28 protein-coding genes and 1 other annotated feature are annotated in these 26,079 nt (G+C 35.3%); of the genes, 14 read left to right on the top strand and 14 right to left on the bottom strand.

Features of this window, described 5'->3' with window-relative positions; genetic code table 11:
- Nucleotides 1–5: 5 nt before the first annotated feature.
- Nucleotides 6–329, bottom strand: a complete 324-nt coding sequence (locus AC0L0O_RS22800; RefSeq protein WP_000355748.1) for a MazG nucleotide pyrophosphohydrolase domain-containing protein — start codon at nucleotides 327–329, stop codon at nucleotides 6–8.
- 73 nt (nucleotides 330–402) lie between these two features.
- Between AC0L0O_RS22800 and AC0L0O_RS22795 the strand changes: the two genes are divergently transcribed.
- Nucleotides 403–981, top strand: a complete 579-nt coding sequence (locus tag AC0L0O_RS22795) for an LOG family protein (RefSeq protein WP_001225721.1) — start codon at nucleotides 403–405, stop codon at nucleotides 979–981.
- A gap of 118 nt (nucleotides 982–1,099) precedes the next feature.
- Entirely contained in the window at nucleotides 1,100–1,384 is a 285-nt protein-coding gene (locus tag AC0L0O_RS22790) for a hypothetical protein (RefSeq protein ID WP_000390891.1), read from the top strand.
- Between the two features lie 15 nt (nucleotides 1,385–1,399).
- On the opposite strand, the gene AC0L0O_RS22785 is transcribed toward AC0L0O_RS22790, so the two are convergent.
- The 3 genes from AC0L0O_RS22785 to AC0L0O_RS22775 form a co-directional block, all read right to left on the bottom strand.
- A complete protein-coding gene (locus AC0L0O_RS22785) occupies nucleotides 1,400–1,597 on the bottom strand; it encodes a hypothetical protein (RefSeq protein WP_000656318.1) in 198 nt (65 codons plus the stop codon).
- A gap of 453 nt (nucleotides 1,598–2,050) precedes the next feature.
- Entirely contained in the window at nucleotides 2,051–2,491 is a 441-nt protein-coding gene (locus AC0L0O_RS22780; RefSeq protein WP_001041890.1) for a Dps family protein, read from the bottom strand.
- A gap of 212 nt (nucleotides 2,492–2,703) precedes the next feature.
- Complete coding sequence (locus tag AC0L0O_RS22775) at nucleotides 2,704–4,137, bottom strand: alanine/glycine:cation symporter family protein (protein ID WP_000227572.1); 1,434 nt, start codon at nucleotides 4,135–4,137, stop codon at nucleotides 2,704–2,706.
- 409 nt (nucleotides 4,138–4,546) lie between these two features.
- On the opposite strand from AC0L0O_RS22775, the gene AC0L0O_RS22770 reads away from it, so the two are divergent.
- The 6 genes from AC0L0O_RS22770 to nprB all read left to right on the top strand — a co-directional run bounded on the left by AC0L0O_RS22770 (nucleotide 4,547) and on the right by nprB (nucleotide 9,923).
- Nucleotides 4,547–5,044 (top strand): cation:proton antiporter regulatory subunit, encoded by a 498-nt coding sequence (locus AC0L0O_RS22770; RefSeq protein WP_473786143.1) that lies wholly within the window; start codon nucleotides 4,547–4,549, stop codon nucleotides 5,042–5,044.
- Complete coding sequence (locus AC0L0O_RS22765; RefSeq protein WP_000380209.1) at nucleotides 5,045–6,244, top strand: cation:proton antiporter; 1,200 nt, start codon at nucleotides 5,045–5,047, stop codon at nucleotides 6,242–6,244.
- Nucleotides 6,245–6,408: 164 nt separating this feature from the next.
- On the top strand, nucleotides 6,409–6,843 hold the full coding sequence (locus AC0L0O_RS22760) for a DUF3920 family protein (protein ID WP_000422819.1): 435 nt from the start codon (nucleotides 6,409–6,411) through the stop codon (nucleotides 6,841–6,843).
- Nucleotides 6,844–6,955: 112 nt separating this feature from the next.
- Nucleotides 6,956–7,366, top strand: coding sequence for a MarR family winged helix-turn-helix transcriptional regulator (locus tag AC0L0O_RS22755; RefSeq protein WP_473786142.1), 411 nt, complete (start codon nucleotides 6,956–6,958; stop codon nucleotides 7,364–7,366).
- A gap of 51 nt (nucleotides 7,367–7,417) precedes the next feature.
- Nucleotides 7,418–8,116 (top strand): pirin family protein, encoded by a 699-nt coding sequence (locus AC0L0O_RS22750; protein ID WP_000488958.1) that lies wholly within the window; start codon nucleotides 7,418–7,420, stop codon nucleotides 8,114–8,116.
- 157 nt (nucleotides 8,117–8,273) lie between these two features.
- Nucleotides 8,274–9,923, top strand: coding sequence for a neutral protease NprB (nprB, locus tag AC0L0O_RS22745; RefSeq protein ID WP_473786141.1), 1,650 nt, complete (start codon nucleotides 8,274–8,276; stop codon nucleotides 9,921–9,923).
- Nucleotides 9,924–9,965: 42 nt separating this feature from the next.
- Here the strand turns inward: nprB and AC0L0O_RS22740 are convergent, their stop codons facing one another.
- From AC0L0O_RS22740 to AC0L0O_RS22725, 4 genes are all read right to left on the bottom strand, one after another.
- Entirely contained in the window at nucleotides 9,966–10,283 is a 318-nt protein-coding gene (locus AC0L0O_RS22740) for a metal-sulfur cluster assembly factor (protein ID WP_000076427.1), read from the bottom strand.
- Between the two features lie 117 nt (nucleotides 10,284–10,400).
- Entirely contained in the window at nucleotides 10,401–12,092 is a 1,692-nt protein-coding gene (locus tag AC0L0O_RS22735) for a methyl-accepting chemotaxis protein (protein WP_001009435.1), read from the bottom strand.
- A 225-nt stretch (nucleotides 12,093–12,317) separates the two neighbouring features.
- Nucleotides 12,318–14,012 (bottom strand): methyl-accepting chemotaxis protein, encoded by a 1,695-nt coding sequence (locus tag AC0L0O_RS22730; protein ID WP_473786140.1) that lies wholly within the window; start codon nucleotides 14,010–14,012, stop codon nucleotides 12,318–12,320.
- A gap of 413 nt (nucleotides 14,013–14,425) precedes the next feature.
- On the bottom strand, nucleotides 14,426–15,244 hold the full coding sequence (locus AC0L0O_RS22725; protein ID WP_001072243.1) for a class I SAM-dependent methyltransferase: 819 nt from the start codon (nucleotides 15,242–15,244) through the stop codon (nucleotides 14,426–14,428).
- Nucleotides 15,245–15,358: 114 nt separating this feature from the next.
- Nucleotides 15,359–15,629: a binding site (T-box leader), on the top strand.
- A 50-nt stretch (nucleotides 15,630–15,679) separates the two neighbouring features.
- Between AC0L0O_RS22725 and metG the strand changes: the two genes are divergently transcribed.
- A complete protein-coding gene (metG, locus tag AC0L0O_RS22720) occupies nucleotides 15,680–17,314 on the top strand; it encodes a methionine--tRNA ligase (RefSeq protein WP_000021577.1) in 1,635 nt (544 codons plus the stop codon).
- 41 nt (nucleotides 17,315–17,355) lie between these two features.
- Here metG and AC0L0O_RS22715 read toward each other — a convergent pair whose 3' ends face one another.
- The 5 genes from AC0L0O_RS22715 to AC0L0O_RS22695 form a co-directional block, all read right to left on the bottom strand.
- Nucleotides 17,356–18,258 (bottom strand): EamA family transporter, encoded by a 903-nt coding sequence (locus AC0L0O_RS22715; protein WP_000410512.1) that lies wholly within the window; start codon nucleotides 18,256–18,258, stop codon nucleotides 17,356–17,358.
- 139 nt (nucleotides 18,259–18,397) lie between these two features.
- Entirely contained in the window at nucleotides 18,398–19,840 is a 1,443-nt protein-coding gene (locus tag AC0L0O_RS22710) for a sensor histidine kinase (protein ID WP_000201935.1), read from the bottom strand.
- A complete protein-coding gene (locus AC0L0O_RS22705; RefSeq protein WP_000148833.1) occupies nucleotides 19,818–20,483 on the bottom strand; it encodes a response regulator transcription factor in 666 nt (221 codons plus the stop codon). The genes AC0L0O_RS22710 and AC0L0O_RS22705 overlap by 23 nt, the downstream gene beginning before the upstream one ends.
- 364 nt (nucleotides 20,484–20,847) lie before the next feature.
- Nucleotides 20,848–21,309 (bottom strand): L,D-transpeptidase, encoded by a 462-nt coding sequence (locus AC0L0O_RS22700; protein WP_000734936.1) that lies wholly within the window; start codon nucleotides 21,307–21,309, stop codon nucleotides 20,848–20,850.
- A 30-nt stretch (nucleotides 21,310–21,339) separates the two neighbouring features.
- The gene (locus AC0L0O_RS22695) at nucleotides 21,340–21,783 is read right to left on the bottom strand and encodes a DUF3978 domain-containing protein (protein ID WP_000388751.1); all 444 of its coding nucleotides are present in this window, start codon (nucleotides 21,781–21,783) and stop codon (nucleotides 21,340–21,342) included.
- A gap of 404 nt (nucleotides 21,784–22,187) precedes the next feature.
- Here AC0L0O_RS22695 and AC0L0O_RS22690 point away from each other — a divergent pair, with 404 nt between their 5' ends.
- A complete protein-coding gene (locus AC0L0O_RS22690; RefSeq protein WP_473786139.1) occupies nucleotides 22,188–22,802 on the top strand; it encodes a DedA family protein in 615 nt (204 codons plus the stop codon).
- Nucleotides 22,803–22,858: 56 nt separating this feature from the next.
- On the opposite strand, the gene AC0L0O_RS22685 is transcribed toward AC0L0O_RS22690, so the two are convergent.
- Nucleotides 22,859–23,650, bottom strand: a complete 792-nt coding sequence (locus tag AC0L0O_RS22685; protein ID WP_473786138.1) for a hypothetical protein — start codon at nucleotides 23,648–23,650, stop codon at nucleotides 22,859–22,861.
- Nucleotides 23,651–23,814: 164 nt separating this feature from the next.
- Here AC0L0O_RS22685 and AC0L0O_RS22680 point away from each other — a divergent pair, with 164 nt between their 5' ends.
- The 4 genes from AC0L0O_RS22680 to AC0L0O_RS22665 all read left to right on the top strand — a co-directional run bounded on the left by AC0L0O_RS22680 (nucleotide 23,815) and on the right by AC0L0O_RS22665 (nucleotide 26,065).
- Entirely contained in the window at nucleotides 23,815–24,036 is a 222-nt protein-coding gene (locus tag AC0L0O_RS22680) for a helix-turn-helix transcriptional regulator (protein ID WP_000776156.1), read from the top strand.
- Nucleotides 24,023–24,733, top strand: a complete 711-nt coding sequence (locus tag AC0L0O_RS22675) for a DUF3169 family protein (RefSeq protein WP_000240931.1) — start codon at nucleotides 24,023–24,025, stop codon at nucleotides 24,731–24,733. The genes AC0L0O_RS22680 and AC0L0O_RS22675 overlap by 14 nt, the downstream gene beginning before the upstream one ends.
- Before the next feature lie 42 nt (nucleotides 24,734–24,775).
- A complete protein-coding gene (locus AC0L0O_RS22670) occupies nucleotides 24,776–25,828 on the top strand; it encodes a zinc metalloprotease (protein ID WP_011053269.1) in 1,053 nt (350 codons plus the stop codon).
- A 96-nt stretch (nucleotides 25,829–25,924) separates the two neighbouring features.
- The gene (locus AC0L0O_RS22665; RefSeq protein ID WP_000404786.1) at nucleotides 25,925–26,065 is read left to right on the top strand and encodes a DUF3985 family protein; all 141 of its coding nucleotides are present in this window, start codon (nucleotides 25,925–25,927) and stop codon (nucleotides 26,063–26,065) included.
- The last annotated feature ends 14 nt before the right edge of the window (nucleotides 26,066–26,079 follow it).

Raw genomic sequence — 26,079 nt, 5'->3', positions numbered from 1 at the left:
TATTCTCATTTGGATGTCTCGAACCTTTTCGAAAGCTTTGTGACGTGTGCGTCCATAATGTCTTGCAGGTCTAAATCATATTTTTGTGAAAGAATAATAAGGTTAGATAGTACATCACCAAGTTCTTCCTTTAGTTCTTGTTTTAGCTCTTCTTCTGTTTTCGCGTCTTCATCAGGACGATCCCGACCGATTTCGATTGCGCGAACAACGCGTGAAACTTCCCCAACTTCCTCTGTTAAGAAATTTAACCGAATAAAAGCATTATACTGTGACCAGCTTCGTTTTTCGTAAAATTCCTCTACCCATCTTTGAAATGCGACGATATCCATTTCTTTCTCATCCCCTCAATATGTTGTACAATGTTCATTGTATCATAACAATATATAGTTTTGGGGTGTAAGGATGAGAAAGATTTGTGTGTTTGCAGGTTCCAATTTAGGGGAGAGACCAGAGTTCAAAGAGCAGGCAATAGCGTTAGGAAAAATGTTTGTTGAGAATGATTATGAGCTTGTATACGGTGGTTCTTGCGTCGGATTAATGGGAGAAGTAGCAAACGAAGTTCTTCGCTTAGGTGGCCGTGTAACAGGTGTTATGCCGCGCGGTCTATTCCGAGGAGAAATCGTTCATACAGGATTAACAGAATTAATTGAAGTAGAAACGATGCATGAACGTAAAGCGAAAATGGCAGAGCTTGCGGATGCTTTTATTGCACTGCCAGGCGGATATGGAACGTTTGAAGAGCTATTTGAAGCAGTATGTTGGTCACAAATTGGTATACATAATAAGCCAGTTGGTTTATTGAACATAAAAGATTTCTACGGACCAATTCTGCAAATGGTTGAACGTGCAGCAGAAGAAGGATTCATGAATCCATCGAATAAAGAGTTAATCGTTGCCGCTGAAACGGCAGATGCACTCATTCATAAGATACAAAATTACGAGCGTCCTGTTTTAGGAACGAAGTGGAAGCAACTATCATAATACAATTTTATAGAGATTTTTGGAAACACATGTCATTTTATCTTGAAAAGGCATGTGTTTTTAATTTGGTTAAATATGTTAATGTTAAGGTGTAATGTTTTTGGAAAAGGAGAAATAGATGGAAGAATTCGTATTTTTAAGGCCGGTTTTTAAATGTATTTTAGCAGCATCTATTCTTGTTATGCTAATTGTTTCAACACAGAAGAAAGAGCTTATTAATGCGTTTTCGCTTTGGTTTATTTCGATACTATGTATCGGTGTTTCCGCGATCACGTTGTTTATGTCTGGGTTTATTGTTGATGAGTATAATTTAGGTGGAGATGCACAATCGTTTTGTATGTTTATTGCGATTGGTTGTATTAGTGGTTTGAATTTAATTATTTACTATAGACGGAAACAATAAGGAAGGCATTCCGTATTATTTTGGAATGCCTTTATCATTTTGATTACTTTGTTTTTTATACAAGTACCAGCCACCCCAGCCGCCACCAATTGCTAAGACAATGAGGAAAGCATAGTCTTTAACCTCGATACGTATATTGAAAATATTAGCTATAAGTAAGACAATCCCAACTGTTATTAACGCAAAAAATGCTCTAATTAAGTAGTCTTTCAACTGAACCACTCCCGCCATTTAAGTAGTAAATGATGAATATGGAAAAGCTTTTTTGGATCTATTTTACTAAAGGGTGTTACCTATATTTTAACATAAAAGAGATTGTAATATATTGATGAAAGTGGGGGATGGGAGATGCTAATATTGTCGTGATTTGTCGGTAAGTCGATATCCTGTGTCGAATCGTCGATATAATGAAAAAATCGTTGATATATTGTGAGTTATCGTCGATATATTTGAAAAATCGTTGATATAAATTTCATGTACCAGAACGCGCGATCATTTCATAGAAAAAAGCGACTCTGAATGAGCCGCTTCCGCTTTAAAATAATATCCAGCTCCAGCGGCTAGAATCTCCGGTCATTTCGCTCTCTCGCTCGAAGCAAAAAGCGCTTCAAGGTCGAGAGCTCCAATGTCCTGCGATTCTGAGCAAGCCGCTTTCGCTTTTAATTATTATTGATTCAAGAACGCGCGTAGCATCCAAGCGTGTTTTTCTAGTTCTGTGTAGATGCCTAGTAGTAGGTCAGATGTCATTTCGTCGTCAGAGTTTTGAGCGATTTCCATGCCTTTTTTCAGTTCGACTAGCATCATTTCGTAGTCTTTCATGATTGCTTCGACCATCCCTTCTGCAGTTTCTCCGTATGCTGCTTCTTGAATAGAAGATATTTCTAGGTATTCTTTCATTGTTGCTACTGGTTTACCACCAATTGCTAAAATACGTTCTGCAATTTCATCGATGTGAGTAGCTGATTCTGTGTAAAGTTCTTCGAATTTCTCATGTAATGTGAAGAATTGAGGTCCTTTTACGTACCAATGGAAGTTGTGTAGTTTTGTGAATAAAACGCTCCAGTCTGCTACTTGTTTGTTTAATACTTCGATTACTTGTTTGTTCATTATGATCAATCTCCTTTTGAGTTGTTATGTGATATCAATTACTAATTTATAATTATTATAATCTAGTAATTCATATAAATCAACCCTTTTGCTGGAATTAATTTGAACAAATTATGAACTGTGTAAATAAAAATCCCTATTACTGTAGAGTAATAGGGATTTTGTTTGATATATAGTTCTTGTTCTGAACGAGCCGCTTCAGCGTTTAGTTGTTATACAGCTTTTTTATTTTCTTCTACATCCTGTCCATCCCAGCACTCTGTATTTTGTAGGCCAGGGATAGAGCTTGCAACGAAAACAGGATCTTTTCCTTGTTTCTTTTGCTTCATATAGTCTACTAATGCTGCGTAGGCGAACTTACTTAGGAATGAGATGGCAATTAAGTTTGTGAATACCATTAGTCCCATGAATAAATCAGCTAAGCTCCAAACAGTTTGAAGAGCAGCGATTGATCCGAAGAATACCATTCCGACAACGGCAACGCGATAAATCATTAACCAAGTTTTGCTTTCTTTAATGAATGCGATGTTTGTTTCACCATAATAGTAGTTTCCTAGTAAGGAACTGAACGCGAATAGGAAAATAATAATCGCTAAGAAAGTGCTTGCCCATGGTCCGATTTGTGAACTTAATGCACTTTGTGTTAATTCAATACCTTGTAAATTTGTTCCTTTGTAAAGTCCAGAGCATAATACGATAAATGCTGTTGATGTACATACTAAGAACGTGTCTACGAAAACACCTAATGCTTGAACAAGTCCTTGTTTGACAGGGTGAGATACATCTGATGTTGCGGCTGCGTTAGGAGAGCTACCCATACCTGCTTCTGTCGCGAATAAACCGCGCTGAATTCCGAACTTGATTGCTGCTCCAATACCACCAGCGATGGCTTGGTCTAAACCGAATGCACCATTAAATATTTCCATAAAAATGCTTGGTAACATAGTAAAGTTGTTAATAACAACAAAAATAGCCACACCAATATAAATGATTGCCATTGGAGGAACAATCATTTCCGTAATACGTGAAATGCTCTTAATACCACCAAAAATAATAACTGCAACTAATAAAGCTAATAGAGCTCCTACGATCGTTCGCTCTAGTCCAAAAGCATTTTCAAATGCTATTGTTACTGTGTTTGCTTGTACAGAGTTGAAAATTAATCCGTACGCAACTGTAATAAGAAGTGAGAACCAAACACCCATCCAGCGTTTGTTTAATCCTTTTTCCATATAATATGCTGGGCCACCACGGAATCTGCTTCCATCTTTTACTTTATAAATTTGCGCGAGCGTACATTCTACGAAACTAGTAGCTGCTCCAAGGATAGCGATAAACCACATCCAAAATACTGCGCCAGGTCCGCCCATTGAAATAGCTAAAGCTACACCAGCTAAGTTTCCGATACCGATACGTGCAGCTGCACTTAAGCAAAATGCTTGGAACGGGGAGATGCTATCTTTCTTTTTTTCTTTTCGATTAAATCCTTTGCTAATTAAACCGACCATCTCACCGAAATGAGTAATTTGGACAAACTTCAATTTAAAAGAGAAATAAAGACCGAAGCCGATTAGCATTGCAATAAGAATATATGACCATAAAATATTATTCGTTACCTCAAGGAATCTGCTAAAGATATCAACCATATAATACACTTCCTTTTTTCCGTAATAAGAAAATTATATGCAAAAAATATACGAGAATCAATTTTTCTAAAAAATCATGTTACTTAAATCTATTTTATGTTATGATTATGTTACATAATAATATTTTTAGAATTATTTACATTTTAAAAAACTAAATGTAAAGCGAGAAAGAGGGGATGATTTGAAAGAAGAATCTTTATGGAAAGTAAGCCTTGAGAGTTTGAAAATGAGAAGTAATATATGTTTTATCATTACATCTTTTAGTATCTTTTTAGGAGCCACTTATTATTACAATAAAAGATTTCCAAATCACAGGTATCCTGAATGGTTAGAATTTCTAAAATGATTGGATGAATAAAAGACAGAGAAACAGAAAATTCGAATAAAAAATGTTGTGGAGGAGCTAAATATGAAGATTAGAGAAAGTGAACTTCCGGGTATTGGTTACAAATTTCAAATCGTTACGAAAGGTAACGAAAAGATGGTAATTGTCATTCATGATGACGGGCGTAGAGAAATGTATCATTTTGATTCAGACCATGAAGAAAGTATCTCAAGTATTTCATTACGCGACTCAGAGGCAAGACAAATTGCAGCAATATTAGGTGGAATGGTGTATAAACCTAGAGCATTAGAAAATGTTGAAATAGTCTTTGAAGGTTTAGCGATTGAGTGGTTTAAAGTAGAGAATGCAGCGCCAGCAATCGGAAAAACAATTGGTGATCTTGAAATAAGAAAAAACTATAGCGTAACGATCATTGCAGTTATGAAGAAGAATATGAAAAAGCTATTTAATCCAGGACCAGATGCGGTAATTGAAGAAGGCGATATGCTTGTAGTTTCTGGTGAGAGAGAAGAAATTAAAAAAATCATTAATGAGTTACTTTCGAATAGGGGGACTGACTAGATGGATACGTTAATTTTTGAAGTTGGTACAGCTTTAGTTTTAGTTGCAATTGCAGCAGTAATTGCTGGAAAGTTTAAATTCTCAGTCATTCCATTTCTAATTGTTCTTGGGATGCTAGTGGGGCCACATGCGCCGACAATAGGTGTGATCGATTTCAAATTTATTGAAAGTGCAAATGTAATTTCGTTTCTTGGACGGATTGGCGTTCTGTTTCTTCTGTTCTATCTAGGACTAGAGTTTTCAATGAAAAAACTAATTAAATCTGGACGTTCTATTGCGATTGGTGGAACAATCTATATTTTAATTAACTTTTCACTTGGGTTATTATACGGATTTATCATGGGATTCCCTTTACTAGAAATTTTAATTATTGCGGGTATTATTACGATTTCTTCTAGCGCTATCGTTGCAAAGGTGTTAGTGGACTTAAGAAGAACTGGTAATAATGAGACCGAATTAATTTTAGGAATTATCATGTTCGAAGATATATTCCTTGCTGTATATTTATCAGTTGTTTCTGGTTTAGTTCTAGGGGATCATGCTTCCTTTTTAGGTGCCCTTACTTCAATTGGAATTGCTTTAGGATATATGCTTCTATTCTTTATTGTAGCTAGAAAGGCGACGCCGTTATTAAATAAATTGCTTAATATTAGTTCAGATGAAATTTTCATTATTGTAGTATTTGCTTCGTTATTCTTTATTGCAGGCTTCTCAGAAACAATTCACGTTGCCGAAGCAATTGGAGCACTTCTTTTAGGGTTAGTTTTCTCTGAGACAGAGCATAGTGACAGAATTGAACATCTCGTCGTTCCATTTAGAGACTTTTTCGGAGCTATTTTCTTCTTCAGTTTCGGATTAAGTATTGATCCGTTTTCATTAGGAGGGGCAATATGGTTAACGTTAGGTGCTGTCCTTCTTACAATCATCGGAAACTTTGTAGCAGGGATGATTGCTGGGAGACAAGCAGGATTATCTCATAAAGCATCAACAAATATTGGATTAACAATCGTTTCAAGAGGAGAATTCTCCATCATTATGGCCAATATTGGTATCGCGGGTGGTTTAATGTCAGTACTGAAACCATTCTCAGCATTATACGTGCTTATACTATCGATCTTAGGTCCACTTTTGACGAAAGAGTCAAAGAATGTATATAAATTGTTAAATAAAATCTTTAAGTGGGATATGAAGAAGAGCTAAATTTTTAAAAATCAAAGTACAAAATATGTATGAAAAAGGGATCTATGTCGACATAGATCCCTTTTTTTATTGGCATTTTTTTAAGGATGAAAGAATACGTTTAATATTTACCATATTGTGGCATACATATAGAAAAAGGTGCTTGGAAAGGGGAATAAAGAGAAATGGAACTCCAGTTTCAAAATGTATATCAACAGGTGGAGAATTGGTATGTGTTGGATTCGGAGCTTCCTTGGGATGTCAAAAGGCTTAGGGATGATTTGTTTTCACTTATTGAAATATGTAAAACGCCAGTTATTTTTTGTGATACGTGTGATGCGAATCATGTACTTCGATCATTAGGGGAAGAGGAGGAAGAGTTTCTATTCCCGATAGGTGGTTTTTATCATAAAGAAAAGCAATTAATTTTTGTTTGTATGTGGGAAGAGTATGAGCAAGTGCTCAAAACATTGCTACATGAATTTCGTCATGCGATGCAGCATAAGAGTGAAATATTGTATGTCGGAAGTGAAACTTACGAAGAAAGATGGATTGAGAAAGATGCGAGGAAGTTCGCGGAGAGGAAATTAGATGAATATAAAAATAGAAAGTTAATGTAAAGCATAGTGGAGAAATGGCGCTGTGCTTTCTTTGTTTCTTACTAAAAATAAGTAATTGACTTTTATGAAGTTTAGTTCTAAACTAATGATATAAAACGAGCGAGGTGATGGAATGAAAACCGAAGATAGACTAGGTTTACTATTATGGTTTCGTTTATCACGTTTTTATAATAAAAGTATTCGTGAGACGAATCAGCATTTGAAGAAATGGAATGTATCTGCCGCGCAGTTTGATGTACTAGCTCAAGTTGGAGGGCATGATCGTTTAACGCAGCAAGAGCTTGGAAATGAGCTATTTGTTACGAAAGGAAATATTACGCAGCTTTTAAATAAAATGGAACAGCTTGATTGGATTCGTCGTGAACAAGAAGGTACTACGAAATATATTTCGTTAACAGAAAAGGGAAGAGCTTTATATGAAGAAATCATTCCGCCTCAAGAAAGATTCCAAGCGGAACAGTTTCAAAATTTAAATGTAGAAGAACAACATCAATTATTACAATTACTAAAAAAATTACAGTGAGAAAAATTTTTGGGATAAATCTTGAATTCGAGATAATATGAGGTGAAGGATATGTTTAGAAAAGTTGATCATAAAAATATGGGAAGAGCAAATCACGGTTGGTTAAATACGCATTTTCATTTTTCCTTTGCGAATTATTATAATCCAAATAACATGAGCTTTGGAGCATTACGTGTTATTAATGATGACCTAGTAGCACCGCAAACTGGTTTTGATATGCATCCACACCGCGATATGGAAATCATTTCGTACGTTGTAGACGGTGCTTTAACACATGAAGATAGCATGGGGAACCGCGGAACAATTGAGCGAGGACATGTTCAATATATGAGTGCTGGCACAGGTGTGTTTCATAGTGAGCATAATTTAGGAAATGAAACACTACGTTTATTACAAATTTGGATTTTACCAGACCGTGAGGATCATAAGCCAAACTATGGTGAGTTTAAATTTGATTGGAGTAAGCGTGAAAACGAATGGTTCCATATGGTATCTCCATTAGAAGGAGAGGCACCAATTCAAATTCATCAAGATGCGAATTTATATTCTTTATCGTTAGAAGCAGGAAAAGAAATTCATTTTCCTGTGAAAGAAGGTCGTCAGTTGTATCTTGTTCAAATTGAAGGAAGTAGTGTAATCAATGGTGAGACACTTGTTATGCGTGATGCAGCAGAAGCGATTGAAGAAGATATTCATATTGAAGCGAAAGAGCAATCACACTATTTAGCAATTGAATTGAAAAAGCAATAAAATGTTTATAAAAAAAGAGGACATCCAATAGGATGTCCTCTTTTTTTGAGTGGAATTGTCAGAAAAAACTTTCTCAAATTATGGAAAAAGGTATTAGCTAAAAAAATAAGAATTGTATAAAAGTGTCAAAAATCTTTAGGGAATGGGGAATGTTATAGTGAAAAAGCAAGTCATTTCATCAGCATTAGCGTTAACTGTTATCGCCGGGGGATTTGGAACATTTGGAGCAACGACAACGAAAGCGGAAGAACAAAAAATTCAATATCATCAAGAATTTAAAACGCCTGCATACATAGGTGAAGAATGGAAAGCACCGGAAGGACTAGATAAAAAAGAGACAGTCTTTCAATATTTAGAGAGTAAGAAAGACATGTTTAAATTAGCAGGAAATATTGATAAACATTTCAATGTCGTTGGGGAAGAAAAAGATGCTGAATCTGGCACAACACACGTGAAGCTAGTTGAGAAACATAATAACATTCCTGTATATGGTTCAGACCAAACTGTTACAATAGATAAAGAAAATAATGTAAAAGCATTCTTCGGACAAGTTATTCCGAATTTAGAGGATAAAAATATTCCTGAGTTTGCAAGCATTAGTGCGGAACAAGCAGAAACGATTGCAAAAGCAGATATTGAAAAAGCAGTGGGTAAAGTAAAGAATTATGATGGTGTGAAAAAAGATTTATTTGTTTATGAAAAAGATGGAAATTACTATCTTGCATATTTAGTGAAAGCATCGATTTCAAAGCCAGCTCCAGGATATTGGCATTATTTTGTTGATGCAACGAATGGAAATGTGATTGAGAAATATAATGCTGTAGATCACATTACAGGATTTGGTTACGGAGTACTAGGAGCTAGACAATCATTTGAAATTGCTCAAGATGAGAAAACAGGAGCATTCAACTTATTTGACGGGAAACGAGGACAAGGTGTTCATACATTTGATGCAGATAATATGGATGAAAATTTATTTAACATATTCTCGCAATGGTTTGGATATACAGGTCTAGAAGTAGAAAGTAAAAATAAATTCTTTGATGACAAAGCAGCGGTTGATGCGCATGTAAATGCAGGAAAAGTATATGATTACTACAAAAAGACATTTAATCGTAACTCGTTCGATGATAAAGGTGCGAAACTTATTTCCTCTGTTCACGTAGGTGAAAACTGGAATAACGCAGCTTGGAATGGTGTGCAAATGATGTATGGTGATGGTGATGGTACGACATTTATTCCATTATCTGCTGGGTTAGATGTTATCGGTCACGAATTAACGCATGCTGTAACGGAACATACAGCAAATCTTGTTTATAAAAATGAGTCAGGTGCGTTAAATGAATCGTTATCTGATATTATGGGTGTCATGGTTGAGAAGAAGAGCTGGGATTTAGGTGCTGACATTTATACACCTGGAAAACCTGGTGATGCACTTCGTTCTCTGAAAGATCCAGCGTCTATTCCAAATCCATTAAAACCAGGTGAAGGCTACCCAGATCATTACAATAAACGCTACACTGGAACAGCTGATAACGGTGGCGTTCATATTAACAGTAGTATTAACAATAAAGCTGCCTATTTAGTATCTGATGGCGGAGAGCATTACGGTGTGAAAGTAACTGGAGTAGGACGTGAAGCGACAGAGAAAATTTATTACCGTGCTCTTACGAAGTATTTAACTGCAAACTCTGACTTTAAGATGATGCGTCAAGCGGCACTTCAGTCAGCTGAAGATTTATATGGTAAAGATTCTAAAGCTGTACAAGCTGTAACGAAAGCTTATGATGCAGTAGGCGTAAAATAATAAGAGAAAAAGACCTGACTAGGATGTCAGGTCTTTCTGTATTTAGTCGCGAATACCTAATGCAATTTTCGCCATACGTGACATGCGTTCTTTAGACCATGGTGGATTCCAAACGACATTTACTTCTATTTCATTGACTTCAGGTACGTTCGTTGATAATACTTTTTTTACATCTGATACAATTTGCCCAGCCATTGGACAACCGATAGAAGTCATCGTCATCGTAATGACAGCATTATTATTTTCATCTGCTGTAACGTCATAAACTAATCCAAGATTAACAATATCAACACCTAGTTCAGGGTCAATAACAGCTTCTAAATTGGCATATAATTTATTTTCAAATGCTTCTTGTGACATAAGTAGCACCCCCTGCATTTTAATGATATCGATTCTCATTATAACGGAAATGTGTATAATATGCAGGGAATGAGCTCAAAAAAATATCCCTTTTGGAAGAGGGATATTTTTTAAAGGCTATTCAGTTTTGAAGTGTGATACGAGTTGATCTAATTCTTCAACTGTTTGTTTCATTTGTTTAGCTGTTTGTGTCATCTCATTCATCGTAACAACTTTTTTCTCAGCAGATTGTGCTGTTGCCGCTGTTTCACTAGATACTTCAGTCGAAATAGAAGCGATGTTATTCAGTGAAGCGTTCATTTCTTCAGCACTTGCAGCCATTTCTTCAGCAGTTGCTGAGATGTCTTGCATTTGAGTAGAAACTTTATTTACTTGCTCCACAATCGTTGTGAAAGAATTGCCAGCTTCACGAATGACATGAATGCCTTCAAATGCTTCAGAACGCCCTTGTGACATCATAGAGCTAGCAGTTTCAGTATCTTGTTGGATTTGATGTAGTAATTGGTTAATATCTGTTGCCGCTGTTTTAGATTGTTCAGCAAGTTTTCTAACTTCGTCAGCTACGACAGCGAAACCTTTTCCTTGTTCGCCAGCACGAGCTGCTTCGATAGATGCATTTAAAGCAAGTAAGTTTGTTTGTTCCGCGATATTAGAAATAGATTGTACAGCTGTATCAATATATTTCGTGTGAGTGATTAGACGTTCGACCACTTCTGACGTAGCATTTACAGCGTCGTGTATCGTTGTCATTTGTGACACAGATTTTTGAATAACCGAACTTCCGTCGTTAGCTTGTTCAGATGTAGCCACAGCAAGTTCAGTTACAGATGTGGCAGATTCAGCAATGCGCTGAACACTTACTGCCATATCGTCCATTGCAGTTGAGCTTTCTTCCATGCTAGCGGCTTGCGATTGAATACTCTCATTTAAGTTGGACATCGTGCTTTGAACTCTTATCGTTGCCTCGCGTGATATATTCGTCTTTTCTAGCATGTTTTCAGAAGCGTTTTGTACTTCTACAGATGTTTTTTGAACACGATTAATGATATGTTGTAGATTTTCTAACATTTTATTAAATGATGTTGCGATCGTACCAATTTCATCATTACTATTTACTTGTAGGCGGGCTGTTAAGTCACCTTCTTGAGATGATAATTCTTTTAGTTTACTATCAATTTGTTGAATTGGTTTTACAAGTTTACCAGAGAACCACCATGCAAGAATGATAGCTACGATAATGCAAATAACAAGTGATAAGAAGACAACATATTCAATTTGTAGTGAAGATTGATCAATTTTTTTAATAGATTGATCACGTAATTTAGCCTGTTCATTACTGTAATTTGTGAAGTCACCAATTACTTTATATACAGTATTATTTTCTGCATAAGCTACTTGTAGTGCCTCTTCCCACTTTTGTTCTTTTGCAAGAGTGAAAACTTTCTCTTCAATGAATTTTCTCCAAGTGGATCCTGATTCCATTGTATTTTTTACAGATTCAGAAAGGTTAGGATTTGAAAGAAGCTCATCTTTCTTATCTTCAAGAAGTTTACTCATCGAGTTAAATTTGTCTAATTCGACCTGATCATGTTGTAATAAATAACCTCTTAAAGCAGAGAGCTGTACTTGATAAGCATCTCCGCGCTCTTTTAATTGTGTTGCAAGAGGAGAGATTTCTTTTTGTAATGCTTCAGTTTGACGAGATTGATCCATGGTAAAAAATAAAATAAAAGCTAAGGCGATGCCAAATAAAGCGCAAATCGTTCCCATCATAAACATTAGTTTTTTTCGAATGCTAATAAAATTCATATGATAAAAAGCCTCCTTTGTGAAATCTTAGTATTAGAATTAATAAATTTAAAAAATTGAAAGAAAGCTTTACTCCAGATGGAACAAAGCTTTCTTCTTTCCTTTAGGAATTATAGCAGACGGAATGGGAGATAGAAAGAAATATTTTAAGGTGAAAAAAGAGAGATTGTAAATCCCTCTTTTTACTAGTTTAGAACTCCTAAAAATATAAATGAAAGTTTCGCTTTAAATGTTTGTTTTGAAATGAGAAACGAGAACTTCAAGTTCTTGCACAGTCGTTTTCATTTCAGACGCTTTTTTAGCAACGACACTCATTTTGTTTACTTGGTCACCAGCTGAAGTTGCTGTTTGTGATGTTTCGGCGGCAACTTCATTTGAAATAGAAGCGATGTTATTTAAAGCTGCATTCATTTCTTCAGAACTTGCGGCCATTTCTTCAGCAGTTGCAGACACTTCTTGCATTTGTGTAGAGACTTTGTTAATGTGGTTAACAATTTCTGAGAATGAAGACCCAGCGGTACGAATGACTGTAATGCCTTCAGATGCCTCTGACTGACCTTGCGTCATCATTTCATTTGCTATTTTTGTATCTTCTTGAATTCGATGAAGTAAATGGTTAATATCAGTAGCTGCTAGCTGAGATTGTTCAGCAAGTTTTCGTACTTCATCGGCAACAACAGCGAAGCCTTTTCCATGTTCACCAGCACGAGCCGCTTCAATGGAAGCATTTAAAGCGAGTAAGTTTGTTTGTTCCGCGATATTAGAAATGGATTGAAGTGCAGTATCAATATGATTTGTATGTGTAATGAGTCGTTCTACTACTTGTGATGTAGCGTTAACAGCTTCATTAATGGTATGCATTTGTGTAATAGATTTTTCAATGACTTTATTCCCACTATCAGCTTTTTCAGAAGTTGTAACAGCTAGGCTAGCAACAGAAGAGGCGGATTCTGCAATACGCTGAACACTCGTTGCCATATCGTCCATTGCAGTTGAGCTTTCTTCGATGCTGGAAACTTGTGAACGAATATTATGCTCAAGAGCATTCATAGTCTCTTCAGTTTTTGCGGTATTTTCCATAGAAGCAGTTGTTTCGATAAACACATTTTCAGATGCTTCTTTTACACTTGTTGATGTTTGTTGCACTTGTTTTATGATACGTTGTAAATTAGCGAGCATTTGATTAAAGGAATTGGCGATATCACCAATTTCATCTTTACTCGTTACATGCAATCTAGCAGTTAAATCACCATCTTGCGAAGCTAATTCTTTTAATTTCTCATCAATTTGTCGTATCGGTTTAACGAGCTTACCAGAGAACCACCATGCTAATAAAATAGACGTTACTGTACATGTAATGAGTGAGAAGAAGATAATATATTGAATAAGGGATGAAGAAGACTCCACGTCAGCAATTAATGCGTCACGTTTATCATTTTCTTCATTTGCATATTTCGTAAAACGACTTAAAAGGTCGTTTACGTAATCAGTTTGAGCTAAAGCGATTTTAGATGCTTCGTCCCATTTCCCTTCGCGAGCGAGAGGGAGGACTTCATTATCTATGACGCTTCGCCATTTTCCGCCCATTAAAATCGCTTCTTTCATTCCTTCGGGGAGTTTTTTATCACTTGTTACTTTCTCTCTCGTATCAGCTAGTTTTTTTCCTTCTCGGTTGAATTTATCTAATCCTTTTTGATCATGTGATAGTAAATATTCTTGTAAGCCAGCAACTTGTGCTTGAAACCAATCGCCACGTTCTTTTAAAATGGTTGCTCTTTTTGATACATCATTTTTTAACGTTTCAATTTCTCTCGCTTGGCTCATAGCGAATGAAAGAATAACAATAAGAGCAATGCTAAATAAAGAAGAAATGCTTAAGAGTGTGAACAGTAGTTTTTTTCGAATACTAACATATTTCATCGTTACCCCTGCCTTTTAAAAACTGTTTATTATAATTTATAAATATTTAGAGCAGAATTAATAAAAACATCATTATGAAGTTATTAATCTGTTCAATAAAAATTATAGCAGATAATGGAATATGGCAGATTCATATGAGTAAATGTTCTTAAAATGTATACATTTGTATATCAAAAAATTCATAAATAAAAATGAGAAATGCTATTGTAATTTGAAATAACATCATGTATACTTCTAATTAGTTGATAACGATTATCAGTATCAACTAAAAACATTACTCTTCGTTATGTTGGTCATACCCCTTTTTGACGACGTAAGTCAGAGACGAAATGTTGAAATATCTTGTGTCCTATTCTACAGAATTATGGTAATCTCCAACCTCAACTTATATGCGTAAGCATGCAAAAAGGATCCTATCCGTGAAGGGATCCTTTTTTGCATGCTGTCGCAATTAATGTATAGAGACCCGGCACACGCTCTTCCATTCCTTCCGGTGCAGTAGAAGGGAAGACCCATCTTTGGTGGGGCCCATGTTCTTCAACTAGTTTTTCAATTTTAAAATGTTCCCCCGCAAGAGTTGTAATAATTTCTCCTAGCGTCCAGCGACGGATGGTTGTTTTAGGTAACGATTCTTTCTGCGCTTCTGTAAGAAGGATGCTATAAGCAACATCATCTTCAATTAATCCTTCATCAAAATAATTTCCATTTGCTCGAAATGATGGGTGGTCGACTCCTAATAATTTAGTATAAACAGGGTGATAGTCACGAAGGATAAGCATTCCATCTTCTTTAAGTAAAGTAGCAATTTTTTGAAAGAGCGGTTTTAAATCTAAAAAATAATGGAGTACACCGAGTTCCAGCAATACGATATCAAATGATTCGGAGAGTTGCACATGTAATACATCAGAAACGACATACTCGATAGAGACATCTGCTGCTTCCGCAAGTTCATTTGCATATTTTGCATTACTTGCTGAAATATCAACAACTGTTACGTCAGCTCCTAAAAGAGCGAGAGAGACAGCTTTATTCCCTTTTGATCCGAGTAAATTAATAATACGTTTTCCTTTCGGAGATTGTATGTAAGGTAAATAGTGATCTACCTCGCGTATAGGGTCTTCCATAATTTTTTTCGCATAATCAGCTGGTGCACCGTGGCGATTCGTCCAAGCTTCATAAGCAGCTGTATTCCAGCTTTTTTCATTTATAGTGCTTAGTTGTTTTTGGTTCAATGTTATCACTCCTTTTGTGAACGTATAGGTATTCGGCAGGGGGATGGGATTTCCTTTTCTTTTTGGATAAAAGTTTGATTTTTCTGTAATTAAGTCGTACAATACATGTTATACGTAAAAGCGTTGAAAAGGAAAAGTAGGATGAACACATTCTTTCCAGAGAGCTTCGGTAGCTGAGAAGAAGCAAGAATATTCATTTGAACAATGGCCTTTGAGCTTCGTCCTGAACTTATCAAATGATAATAGTAGGCGGCGACGAGAGTTGGTACTCGTTATCAAAACCACAGTATAAGAGCATATAGCTCCGTACTTGTTAAGGCTAATTATGTGAGTAATTGGCGAAATAAGGTGGTACCGCGACTGTTTATACAGCCCCGCCCTTATCTTTTTTAAGATAGGGGCGGGGCTTTTTATATTTTAAAGGAGGAATGTAAGATGAGTATTTTTATTGGGGGCGCTTGGCCGTATGCAAATGGTTCGTTACATCTTGGACATATTGCGAGTTTGTTACCTGGAGATATTTTAGCACGTTATTATCGGGCAAAAGGTGAGAATGTGTTGTATGTTTCGGGGAGTGATTGCAATGGAACACCAATTGCAATTCGGGCAAAACAAGAAGGTGTGACGGCGAAGGAAATTGCTAATAAGTATCATGAAGAGTTTGAGCGATGTTTTCGTAACCTTGGTTTTACGTATGATTGCTATACACGTACAGATAGTGAGCACCATCATGAAACGGTTCAAAATGTTTTTTTACGTTTATTAGAAGAAGGACATATTTATAAAAAAACAGTAGAACAAGCATATTGCGAAACGTGTACACAGTTTTTACCTGATCGTTATGTAGAAGGGGTTTGTCCACATTGCCATGAAGAGGCAAGAGGAGATCAATGCGATGCGTGTTCAGCTATTTTAGATCCACTCGATTTGTTAGAAAAGAAATGTAAGTTATGTGGTAGTACACCATCCATACAGGAAACAGAGCATTTCTATTTCGCATTGCATACATTTCAGGAGCAAATCAAAACGGCTGTAGAAATCGCCAAACAAACAGGAACATGGCGCGACAATGCGATTCAGCTAACAGAAAGATATGTAAAGGAAGGATTACTAGATAGGGCCGTATCACGTGATTTACCAATTGGGGTACCAATTCCAGTAGAAGGGTATGAAGATAAGAAAATTTACGTATGGATTGAAGCAGTGACAGGGTATTATTCAGCAAGTAAACATTGGGTTGAAGAAACAGGGAAAGATGATCGAGAGTTTTGGGATGGCGAAGCGAAAACATATTATGTGCACGGAAAGGATAATATTCCGTTTCATTCCGTCATTTGGCCAGCGGTCTTACTTGGAATAGGAGAAGGAGCAATTCCTCGTCATATCGTTTCGAATGAATATCTAACAGTTGAAAAAAGAAAATTATCTACGAGTAAAAACTGGGCAGTATGGGTGCCTGATATATTAGAACGTTATGATCCAGATTCTATTCGTTACTTTTTAATAGTAAATGCACCAGAAAATCGTGACACTGACTTTTCATGGCGTGAATTTATTTACAGTCATAATAGTGAATTGTTAGGTGCATACGGGAACTTTGTGAACCGAACATTAAAGTTTATTGAAAAATATTATGGTGGTATCATGCCGAAGGGAAGTATTGATGTAGAGCTAAAAGATAAGATAGAAAGATTATATAAACATGTAGGAGAGGCGATTGAGCAAACTAAATTTAAGGTGGCATTAGAATCAATATTTGATGCAGTACGTTTTGCAAATAAATACTTTGATGAGAGGCAGCCATGGAAAGAAAGGGAAGATGATCCAGTTTCATGCGAAGAAACGATTTATAATTGTGTGTATCTCATCGCTAATTTTGCAAATCTCCTGGAACCATTTTTACCATTTTCAAGTGAAAGAATTAGAAACACATTATCGATTGTGAACCGAAATTGGGAGCCTCAACATACGTTGCCAAGTAGAATTGATAGTGTACAGCCACTATTTGAACGAATCGATGTAAAACAAATTGAGTGTGAGTTAGAAAAGCTATATGGAGCGGTAAAGTGAGATAGAGAAAAAGACCTTTCAAGTAAATGAAAGGTCTTTTGTTATGCAGTATGCACGCTACTATGTTTCTTTTCTTTCCTAGCGGTAAGTAGCTGAGGGATAAAAATTCCAAGTAGTATAAAGATAATCCCAATCCACTGCATGACTGTTACGACTTCATGTACAAGTGTAATAGAAGCGATAATGGCTGTTGGTAATTCAGCTGCTCCTAGTATTGTACCAAGTCCTGTTCCTACTTTCGGTACGCCAATCGAAAAACAAATGACAGGTACGACAACGCCGAATAATCCGAGGAAGAAAGCATATTTCCATAGGCCAGCTTGCAAAGCACCGTCTGTTAAAAAGGTTGGCGGGAAGAATAGGCATACGATTAGAGTAGCGCTTGTTGTCATAAGAAAACTTTTCGTATAAGGCGGAACTTCTGTAGCGACACGCCCGCTTGCAAAAACATAGAATGAAAAAGAGACAGCGGCTAATAGACCAAAGATAATCCCTTTTGTGGAAAAGCTTTGTCCGAGACCTTCAAAGACACCGCCTGCAAACAATGTACCAGTGAATAAAATAATGATAGATATAACTTTTTCACGGCTTGGAAATGTTCGATTTGCAATTGCTTCAATGACTACACCAATCCATGTGAATTGGAAAAGTAGGACGACAGCGATCGATGCTGGTAGTTCTTCTACAGAAATAGCGTAGAAGATACCGGTCATACTCATCGTTGTACCAACTGTTAGTAAGGAAAAGAATTGCTTTTTTGTTACTTTATGACGTGAAGCGAAAAGAACGAGAAGGAGAAGACCAATCCATCCGAAGACATATTGTCCTCCTAATAGTTGATGTGCTGAAAATCCATTAATGAATCCTAGTTTGAAAATAGTTGAAAGTACGCCGTAGCTACAAGCTCCGAATAAAACGAGTAATGAATACTTAAATTTTTCCATGGAAATCCTCCTTTTAAATAATAAAAAACGCCCGCTATCCAAATAAGGATAACGGGCGAACGAAACAGAGTAATATACTCTACAAAATTCCGCCACTCATACGAAGTATGAATTTGGGGTATGAGATTGTAGTAGGTTTTTACATTGCTTTTGGGAATACGATAGAACATTTTACACCTTGAGGCGTGTTTTGTATCCCATAAGGAAATTGATGTTTATCTAGTATTTGTTTTACAATGTATAACCCAAGACCACTGCCTTGTACTAAGCCGTGTTTGTCAGGGTTTGCGCGATAGAATGGCTCAAATAAATGGGCAAGTTTATCTTCATCTATTTGTGAACCTGTATTTAAAACTTCTAGTGCGTAACCGTTTGGCTTTTCATAAAGCTTTATATATACATGCTGATGGTCAATTGTATAATGAATTGCATTTGAAATAATGTTAAAAATGGCAGTTTGAATAAATTTAGGATCAGCTAAAACTTGTACATCTTGTTTAATGTTAGATTGAACATTTAACTGCTTGACTGATACGAAATAATCTACTTTCTTCATAACATCCTCAATAATATTAGTCAATGAGATAACTTTTAAATCAGGTTTAAATTGAGGGTTTTGTATTTTGGATAATTCCGACATTTTTTCCGTTAATATGTTAATGTCTTGCATCATTTCATAGGAACGTTTTAAATATTTATCTCGATCTTTATAAGCTCCAATTCCGTGAATCATACCATCTAGTTGTCCCATAACGGCTGCGATTGGTGTTTTTAATTCATGGGAAACCATAGACATAAATTCTTTACGAGATTGTTCTAATTGTTGCTCCTTTTTGAGTTCATTTCTTAAATCTTGATTGCTTGCATGTAAATTTTTCACTATATTTGGTACTTGTGAAGCAGCTACTTGTAAATTAAAATCTGTTTGATCAGTATTTTTGTTAAGTAGCTTTTTATCTGAGAAATCAAGATTCATAATATCTTTTAAAGCATCACTCATATATTGAAAAGGTTTAGCAATTATTTTTGCATAAATTAAAGATCCGAGCAAAGATAATGCAAGCATTGTAGCGCCAATATGTGGAGCTAACTGCTGCAGTGCATCTGTTAATTTTGGATCATCTTGTGCATCATTTGTTTTACTTGCTGCATTTTGTTTATGTAAGGCATCATTAGTAGCGACTTGCTTTTCCGTTTCTGTAAATGGAGCAGAAGCGCTATTTTTCCCCGAAATATTTTGAGTATGTTCTTTTGCTTTTGCAGTTTGGCTAGGCTGCAAAAGATGATTGATAGCTGTAGAGAGAGCGTTATAATCTATAATAGAAGATTGGAAATTAAACATGTCTCCCTGTGATACAGCTTTATTTTGATTCGTTTTACTTTGGGCGTTTTGTTTATCTGAATCCGCTTGTTCTGTAGTAGGCGGTCCATTTTCTTTCGCAAAACGTTCTTTATCGTAGTCTGAAGCTAAGAAGTAAATAATTTGATAAAGACAAAGTGATAAAAGAATACAAAATAATAAGGTTTTGATGAAAATATTTTTGGTGATGTTGTCTTTGCTACGATTCGATTTTGTAGCCAATGCCTTTCACCGTTTTAATATAAGGAATTCCTAATTTTTTTCGTAAGTTTTTAATATGTGTATCTATAACTCTTACATCACCATAATGTTCATAGCCCCATACCTTATTCAACAAATCACTTCTTGATAATACTTTTCCTCGATTTTGCAGTAAAGTATAAATAATTTCAAATTCTTTTGTTGTCAATTCAATTTGATTACCATGAACATAAGCGGCATATGCTGTAGAATTTAACATCAATTCATGGAATTGTAGTATAGTTGCAGCCTCGGCTTCCTTCGTTGCTGCCCTTCTTAATACAGCTTCTACACGTTTAATAAATACGGTGTAATGGAACGGTTTCGTAATATAGTCATCAATACCTAATTCAAATCCTTTAATTTCACTTTCTTCATTATGTAAGCCTGTTAACATAATGATTGGTACATCAGATTGTCCTCGCATAATTTTACAAATACTATAGCCATCTATATCTGGTAACATCACATCAAGGAGGACAAGATCGTATGAATTTTTTTGGAAAAGAAGTATACCTTCTGTCCCAGCACCAACGACATCAACAGTAAAGTTTTGTGCCATTAGAAATTCACGAATCAGTTCTTGTATATCTGGGTTGTCTTCAATCACCAGTATATGCGTCATAGTAACACCTCCTAAATAACGCTTTTAACTGCAATATTCGAATTCATCATTTTTCGGATGACTCAGATTGTTTATACATATAATAAGCCCCCGCCATAAAATAATCATGAAAGTAGCAAGGGGAGTTGTTTAGTGAAACTGAATATTTAAGAATTACAGTAATTCTATTATAGTATGTATTATAAAATTTATAAAATATTATAACTGTATAATTTTAATATCCATGTTTATCAATGTTTGGATATTACTTAACACAATCTATTCCTATTATATATGTAAATACAGTTGTTTTGCTACTGTAAATGAAGAAATAAAATAAGCCAAGACATAAAATTCTTGGCTACACGTAAATCGCGCTTTGAGGTTATTTTACAGTGACAGTAGCTTGCTGGGGAATACGCTCAAATAACCAGTGTATATCATTGTTATACATACGAATACAACCTAGTGTTGTCCACTTACCAATTGCCTGGTTATTGTTCGTACCATGAATCGCATAAGTTGTTCCGTAAGTTCCTGCCATGTTTAGTCCGAGCCAACGGTCACCAAGTGGATTACGTGGATCGCCGCCTTTAATTTTGCCTGTGTAATAAGGACGATTTTTAATTTTATTTACGATTTTGAAAGTACCTTTAGGTGTAGGAGTAGCTGCTTTTCCAGTAGCGACAGTAAAACTCTTTATGAATTTTCCGTTTTGATAATAATCCATTTTATTTAACTGCGTGTTTACAATCAGTTGATCTTTCGTTGTAGCTGCCTCAGCATTTGTGAATGGAATAGTTAAAAATCCTAATGATAATAGTGCGCCTAATAATAGTTTTTTCATTATGTTCTCCTTTTTACTAGTGTAGTAGTCTTACATACAATGAATTTGCAATCCTCGTAATACTTTATTTACATTTTCATCTAATGTTTCAAAGAAATTAGTAATTTTGGCATCGTGTTTGTTGTTTTTATCAATAAGTAATCTTTCATTTAGTAAAAGTTCACCATGTAGTCCAAAACTTTGAACTTGAATATTTAATTCATCTTCAGTTTCAGAAATAATTGGTAAGAAGTAGTGAAAAGCTTTCGTTGGAATGATGTAGCTTTTGCCAATCATGCTTTCTTGATTTGAATTAATCCATTTTTTCGTAACAATCTTAATGTTCTTTTTTGAAACGATAAAAGACAGTGTTGTAGACTTTGTTAAACTTACGTCAAATTCATTTGTTTCACATATGTGCAAATTAAAAACGGTTTCATTTTGGTGAGATTCAACATTTGTATTAATAAAATCGTGCATTTTATAAGCTTCCATTTCTTATTCACCCTTTTTTCAATTTCGAAAAGCGATTAATATTTATTCAAATTAATGTTTAGTCATATATTGGTTAAATTTTTCAACAAATTCCGATATAATCTTACAATACGTATATGAAGCTAATATGAAGTTAGTATGAGTTTGTAGTGGTTTTTTATTAAGAACAAAATATAACGATTTTCAAGTGTTAAAAAATGGATAAAAAATGCATATTAAGGCCCTGGTTTCTCACGTTATATACTTGTTAAGTTGTCTGAAAATGAAAGTAAATAAAGAACGTAAAAGTTTAGTGAGAGCCTTACAAAAATGTAATAAAAATGTAAGCTATTGTGATAGTTATTTCGACAATTTTTTTATACAATATTAGTAAGATGTTGCACGTGATTGAAAGGAGAGATGACATGGAATGGATTCATGAATTATTTCAGCAATACGGGTACTATGTTGTACTTGTCGGTTTGCTGTTAGAATATATCGCACTTCCGTTTCCGGGAGAGCCAACGTTAGCATATGCGGGATTTTTAGCACATAAAGGTGATTTAAATTTACCGATTTTAATCATTCTATCCTTTATTGGGACAAGTGTAGGAATGACGATTCAATACTTTTTAGGAAATAAATTAGGTATGCCCTTTATTCAAAAGTATGGGAAATACGTATTTTTAACACAAAGAAAAATCGACTTAACAAGAATGTGGTTTGATAAGTATGGATATTTCCTAATCTTTATCGGTTTCTTTATTCCTGGTGTACGTCACTTTACAGGATACTTTGCAGGAATTATTAACTTACCATTCCGCCGCTTTGCAATTACAATTTATTCAGGTGCTCTATTTTGGGTATCATTCTTCTTAATCGGTGGTTACTGGTTAGGTGGCAATTTACATGATATTTTTGGAGCGCTAGAAGGTCATATCGGTAAAATCATTTTTGGAGTGATTGTGATTGTAGCAATTACGTTAGGAGTTCGTTTCCGTAAACAGTTAAAACGAGCATTATTACAAAACGCAAGTTAAGATGGAATCCATTCTATGTCAGAATTTAGGAAGGCAGTGCAAAAGCACTGCCTTTTTTATTTTATGTTCCAATCGATTTTTAACTTTCCTTTTGATTGATTTCCGCTAACTATAATGTAATAAGTGCCTGTCTTAATTGCTGCGAAATGGTACGTATTAGGGCCAGCTGGAGCTAAAAAATTTTCTTCCTCTTGAAACTCACTAGCCATTTTTATGTCCCCTATGTAGCCATTCGAATTTTCACCTTGTGATTCAATAGTGAATTCTAATATGTCACCTCGTTTTAGTTCAATTGGGACTTTATGTTCACCACTAAAATGTTGAAAAGATGCTTCGAAAGAGTTATCGGTTTTTGTTTCGACCCATTGTTCTTTTGATGTTCCAATCCTTGCTATATCTACTAAGTGAATTGTGATAAATATAATAAACATAATGCTTGGTACGAAATACTGTATCCACTTAAATTTTGTTGCTATGACTGTGCATAAATAGAAAGAAAGAGAACATACTGCTCCGATTGATCCGAGGAACAAGAACTGTATTAGATCAGCTTCTTTAAATATTAAGAATGGAAGAAAAAATAAATAGCCGCAAAAAATGTAAAGTAATAATGTCTTCAGTCTTGTATATGTTTTTAATTTCAATTTATCTATGCAAATAGAACAAAAAATTGCATATACCGCAAGGAAAGGAACGAAGGGAAAATATAGTAGTTCTCGTAATCCAGCTAAGAAACTATATAATGTTGGTTGACTAGTTGTTAAGAGAAGCGTGCTAATAAGTAATAATAAAAAGAAAGTCGCTGTAAGTTTAGTAAGAATATAGGAAAAAGTAGATGTTTTATTCATAGGTCACTTCCTTTGTTTAATATTTCACATTCATTATATAGGTTATTTCCATCATAATATATCTTTATTTTTGTCAATTATTAACGTCAAAATGACAATTATAATTGACAAAAATAAGGATATTATTTACAATTTTAATTAAATAAATGAAAAAGAGGGAAGATATGAAGCTTCAAAATCGAGTGAGGGAATTGCGAGCAAAGCATCGTTTATCACAAGGGGATTTAGGGAAAGCGATTGGATCATCAAGGCAAACGATTAGTTTAATTGAGCGCGGGGATTATGCACCATCTATTGTATTGTCGTTAAAAATCGCACACATATTCAATGTACCGGTGGAGGAAATATTCACGTTAGTGGAGGGGGAAGATGATGGTGAAGAGTAAACTGGGAGAACAATTTATTAGTTTTTGCAAACTCATATTAAGTATGGTAGGTGGCTTTTTTGCATCTTATATAGCTTTAGATTTACTCTCGGATGAACCGAGAAAATTATCACCCAATATATTAATAGGTGTATGTACTCTTTTTGGAATGATAATGATGTATTACACTTGGAAGAATACACGTATGTTAGCGGAGGCACGTGATGAAGAAGAGAGTGTACAAGGTAGAAAATTGGGGATTGTAATTATGTATTTACGTATAGGTGATATAGTTACGCAGGCATGGTTTGTATATGCAGTTATTGCATGTAGACGTGCATTCATGCATGATGCAAATGTTTCCTTCGCAATTTGGAATATGATAGCTGCTACTGCTTTTACGATTATTATAGTAATCATTGGGATTATGGCGAGGAATCGTTATAACAAGCTTTACCCTGAACAAGGTGTAACGTATATGGAATCGATGGAGATGTGGAAGAAAAATGCTGATGAAGGATTAAAGCACATTGTGCATGAAGCTGGATATAAAGCGTACGAATTTACGAATAAAGTATTGGCATATGTGTGGTGGGCTGCCGTTATATATACAGCAGTTAGTGATATCAATTTCGTGTTGCTTGGTTTAATCTCGTTTATTTGGATATTACATATCGGAAAATTTATGTACGAAATGCATAGAAAAATGATTTATTAAGGGGAGAAAAAGGTGGATATTTTAAGAAGGCCAGCTGGTACTATGACGGCGGCGTTAGTTTTGTCCATTTTATACGGAGTAATCCGAACTGGGAAATTAGAAGTAATTTTGAACCTATGGGCAATAGTTGGAATTTCATTGTTAGTGTTAGCCATTCATGAGCTAGGACATGTAGTATTTGGTGTAATAGGTGGTTTGACATTTAAATTTATGACAGTAGGACCCATTACTATTCAAACAGAAAAGGGAAAATTACGCACTCGAGAAAATAAACTATGGGCGTACTTTGGAGGCGTTGCAACACTAGTACCACCTTCTATAGAGACACCGAATCTTTCGAAAAAATGGGCGTGGCTCACTTTAGGTGGGCCGATTACGAGTTTACTATTTGGTATTACTTTCGGTTACATATATATGGTGAGTTATTATCAATATCTTTTATATTTTTCCTTTTTCCATTTTGCAATCTTTGCGGTTACAATTGTGCCGATAAAAGGAACTCTTATGAGTGATGGTATGCAATTTCTTATTCTAATTAAAGATGATGAAAGAGCTAGAAATCATTTATATGAGATTCAAATATCGAGTGAGTTATTTAGTTATAAAAGACCGAGAGATTGGGATGAAAGATTAGTAGAACTGAGTGAGGAAAAAATAAAAGAGAATAAAGGGATAAGAGATATAATGAGCAGACTTATGCTCGTCTTTTTGGCTCGTGCGGATCAAGAGGGAATGGAAAGAGCTATACCGTATATAGAACCAATTGTTCGACAACCTGTAACGAAAGAAAATAAGTTTTTCGTTAGTAGTTTTCATAGTTGGTACCTTTTATATAAAGCCCTTTATGAGATGGATAGTCTTTCTTTGCAAGAAGCAAAGGAACATGCAAAAGCTATCACCAAAATGGATTTAAACGGATATTACCGTACACAAGGAATTATTAAATATTTAGAGTGCGATATGGAAGCATCTCGCACTTATATGAGGAAAGCTGATAAAGAATTGAAGAGCGCTGAGAAGAGTGAGATGGGATATTTACAATTAGAGAGAGAATGGTTTGAGCAGCTAAAGAAGAGGGTATCTTACGATGGGTGAGGTATCCTCTTTTTTCTATGTCGTCTTATGCCGTTCCATAAAAAGTCTGGTGCGAGTAAAATAAGGTGTGAGGAGCAAAGCTTGGAGGAATTCTAGATGGAAATTTTAACGATTATTTTAATCGTCTTGCTCATTTATGTTGTTTTTAAAGTGGCATATGTAGCATTAAAGATACTTGCGATTTTATTAGTTATCTTTTTAATCGTAGAGCTCGGCAGTAAATTGCTTGGGGGATAGGGTATGTTGTGCGT

This window comes from Bacillus sp. GS3m_15504, assembly GCF_055825275.1.
This window is presented reverse-complemented; position numbering and strand designations above follow the sequence as displayed.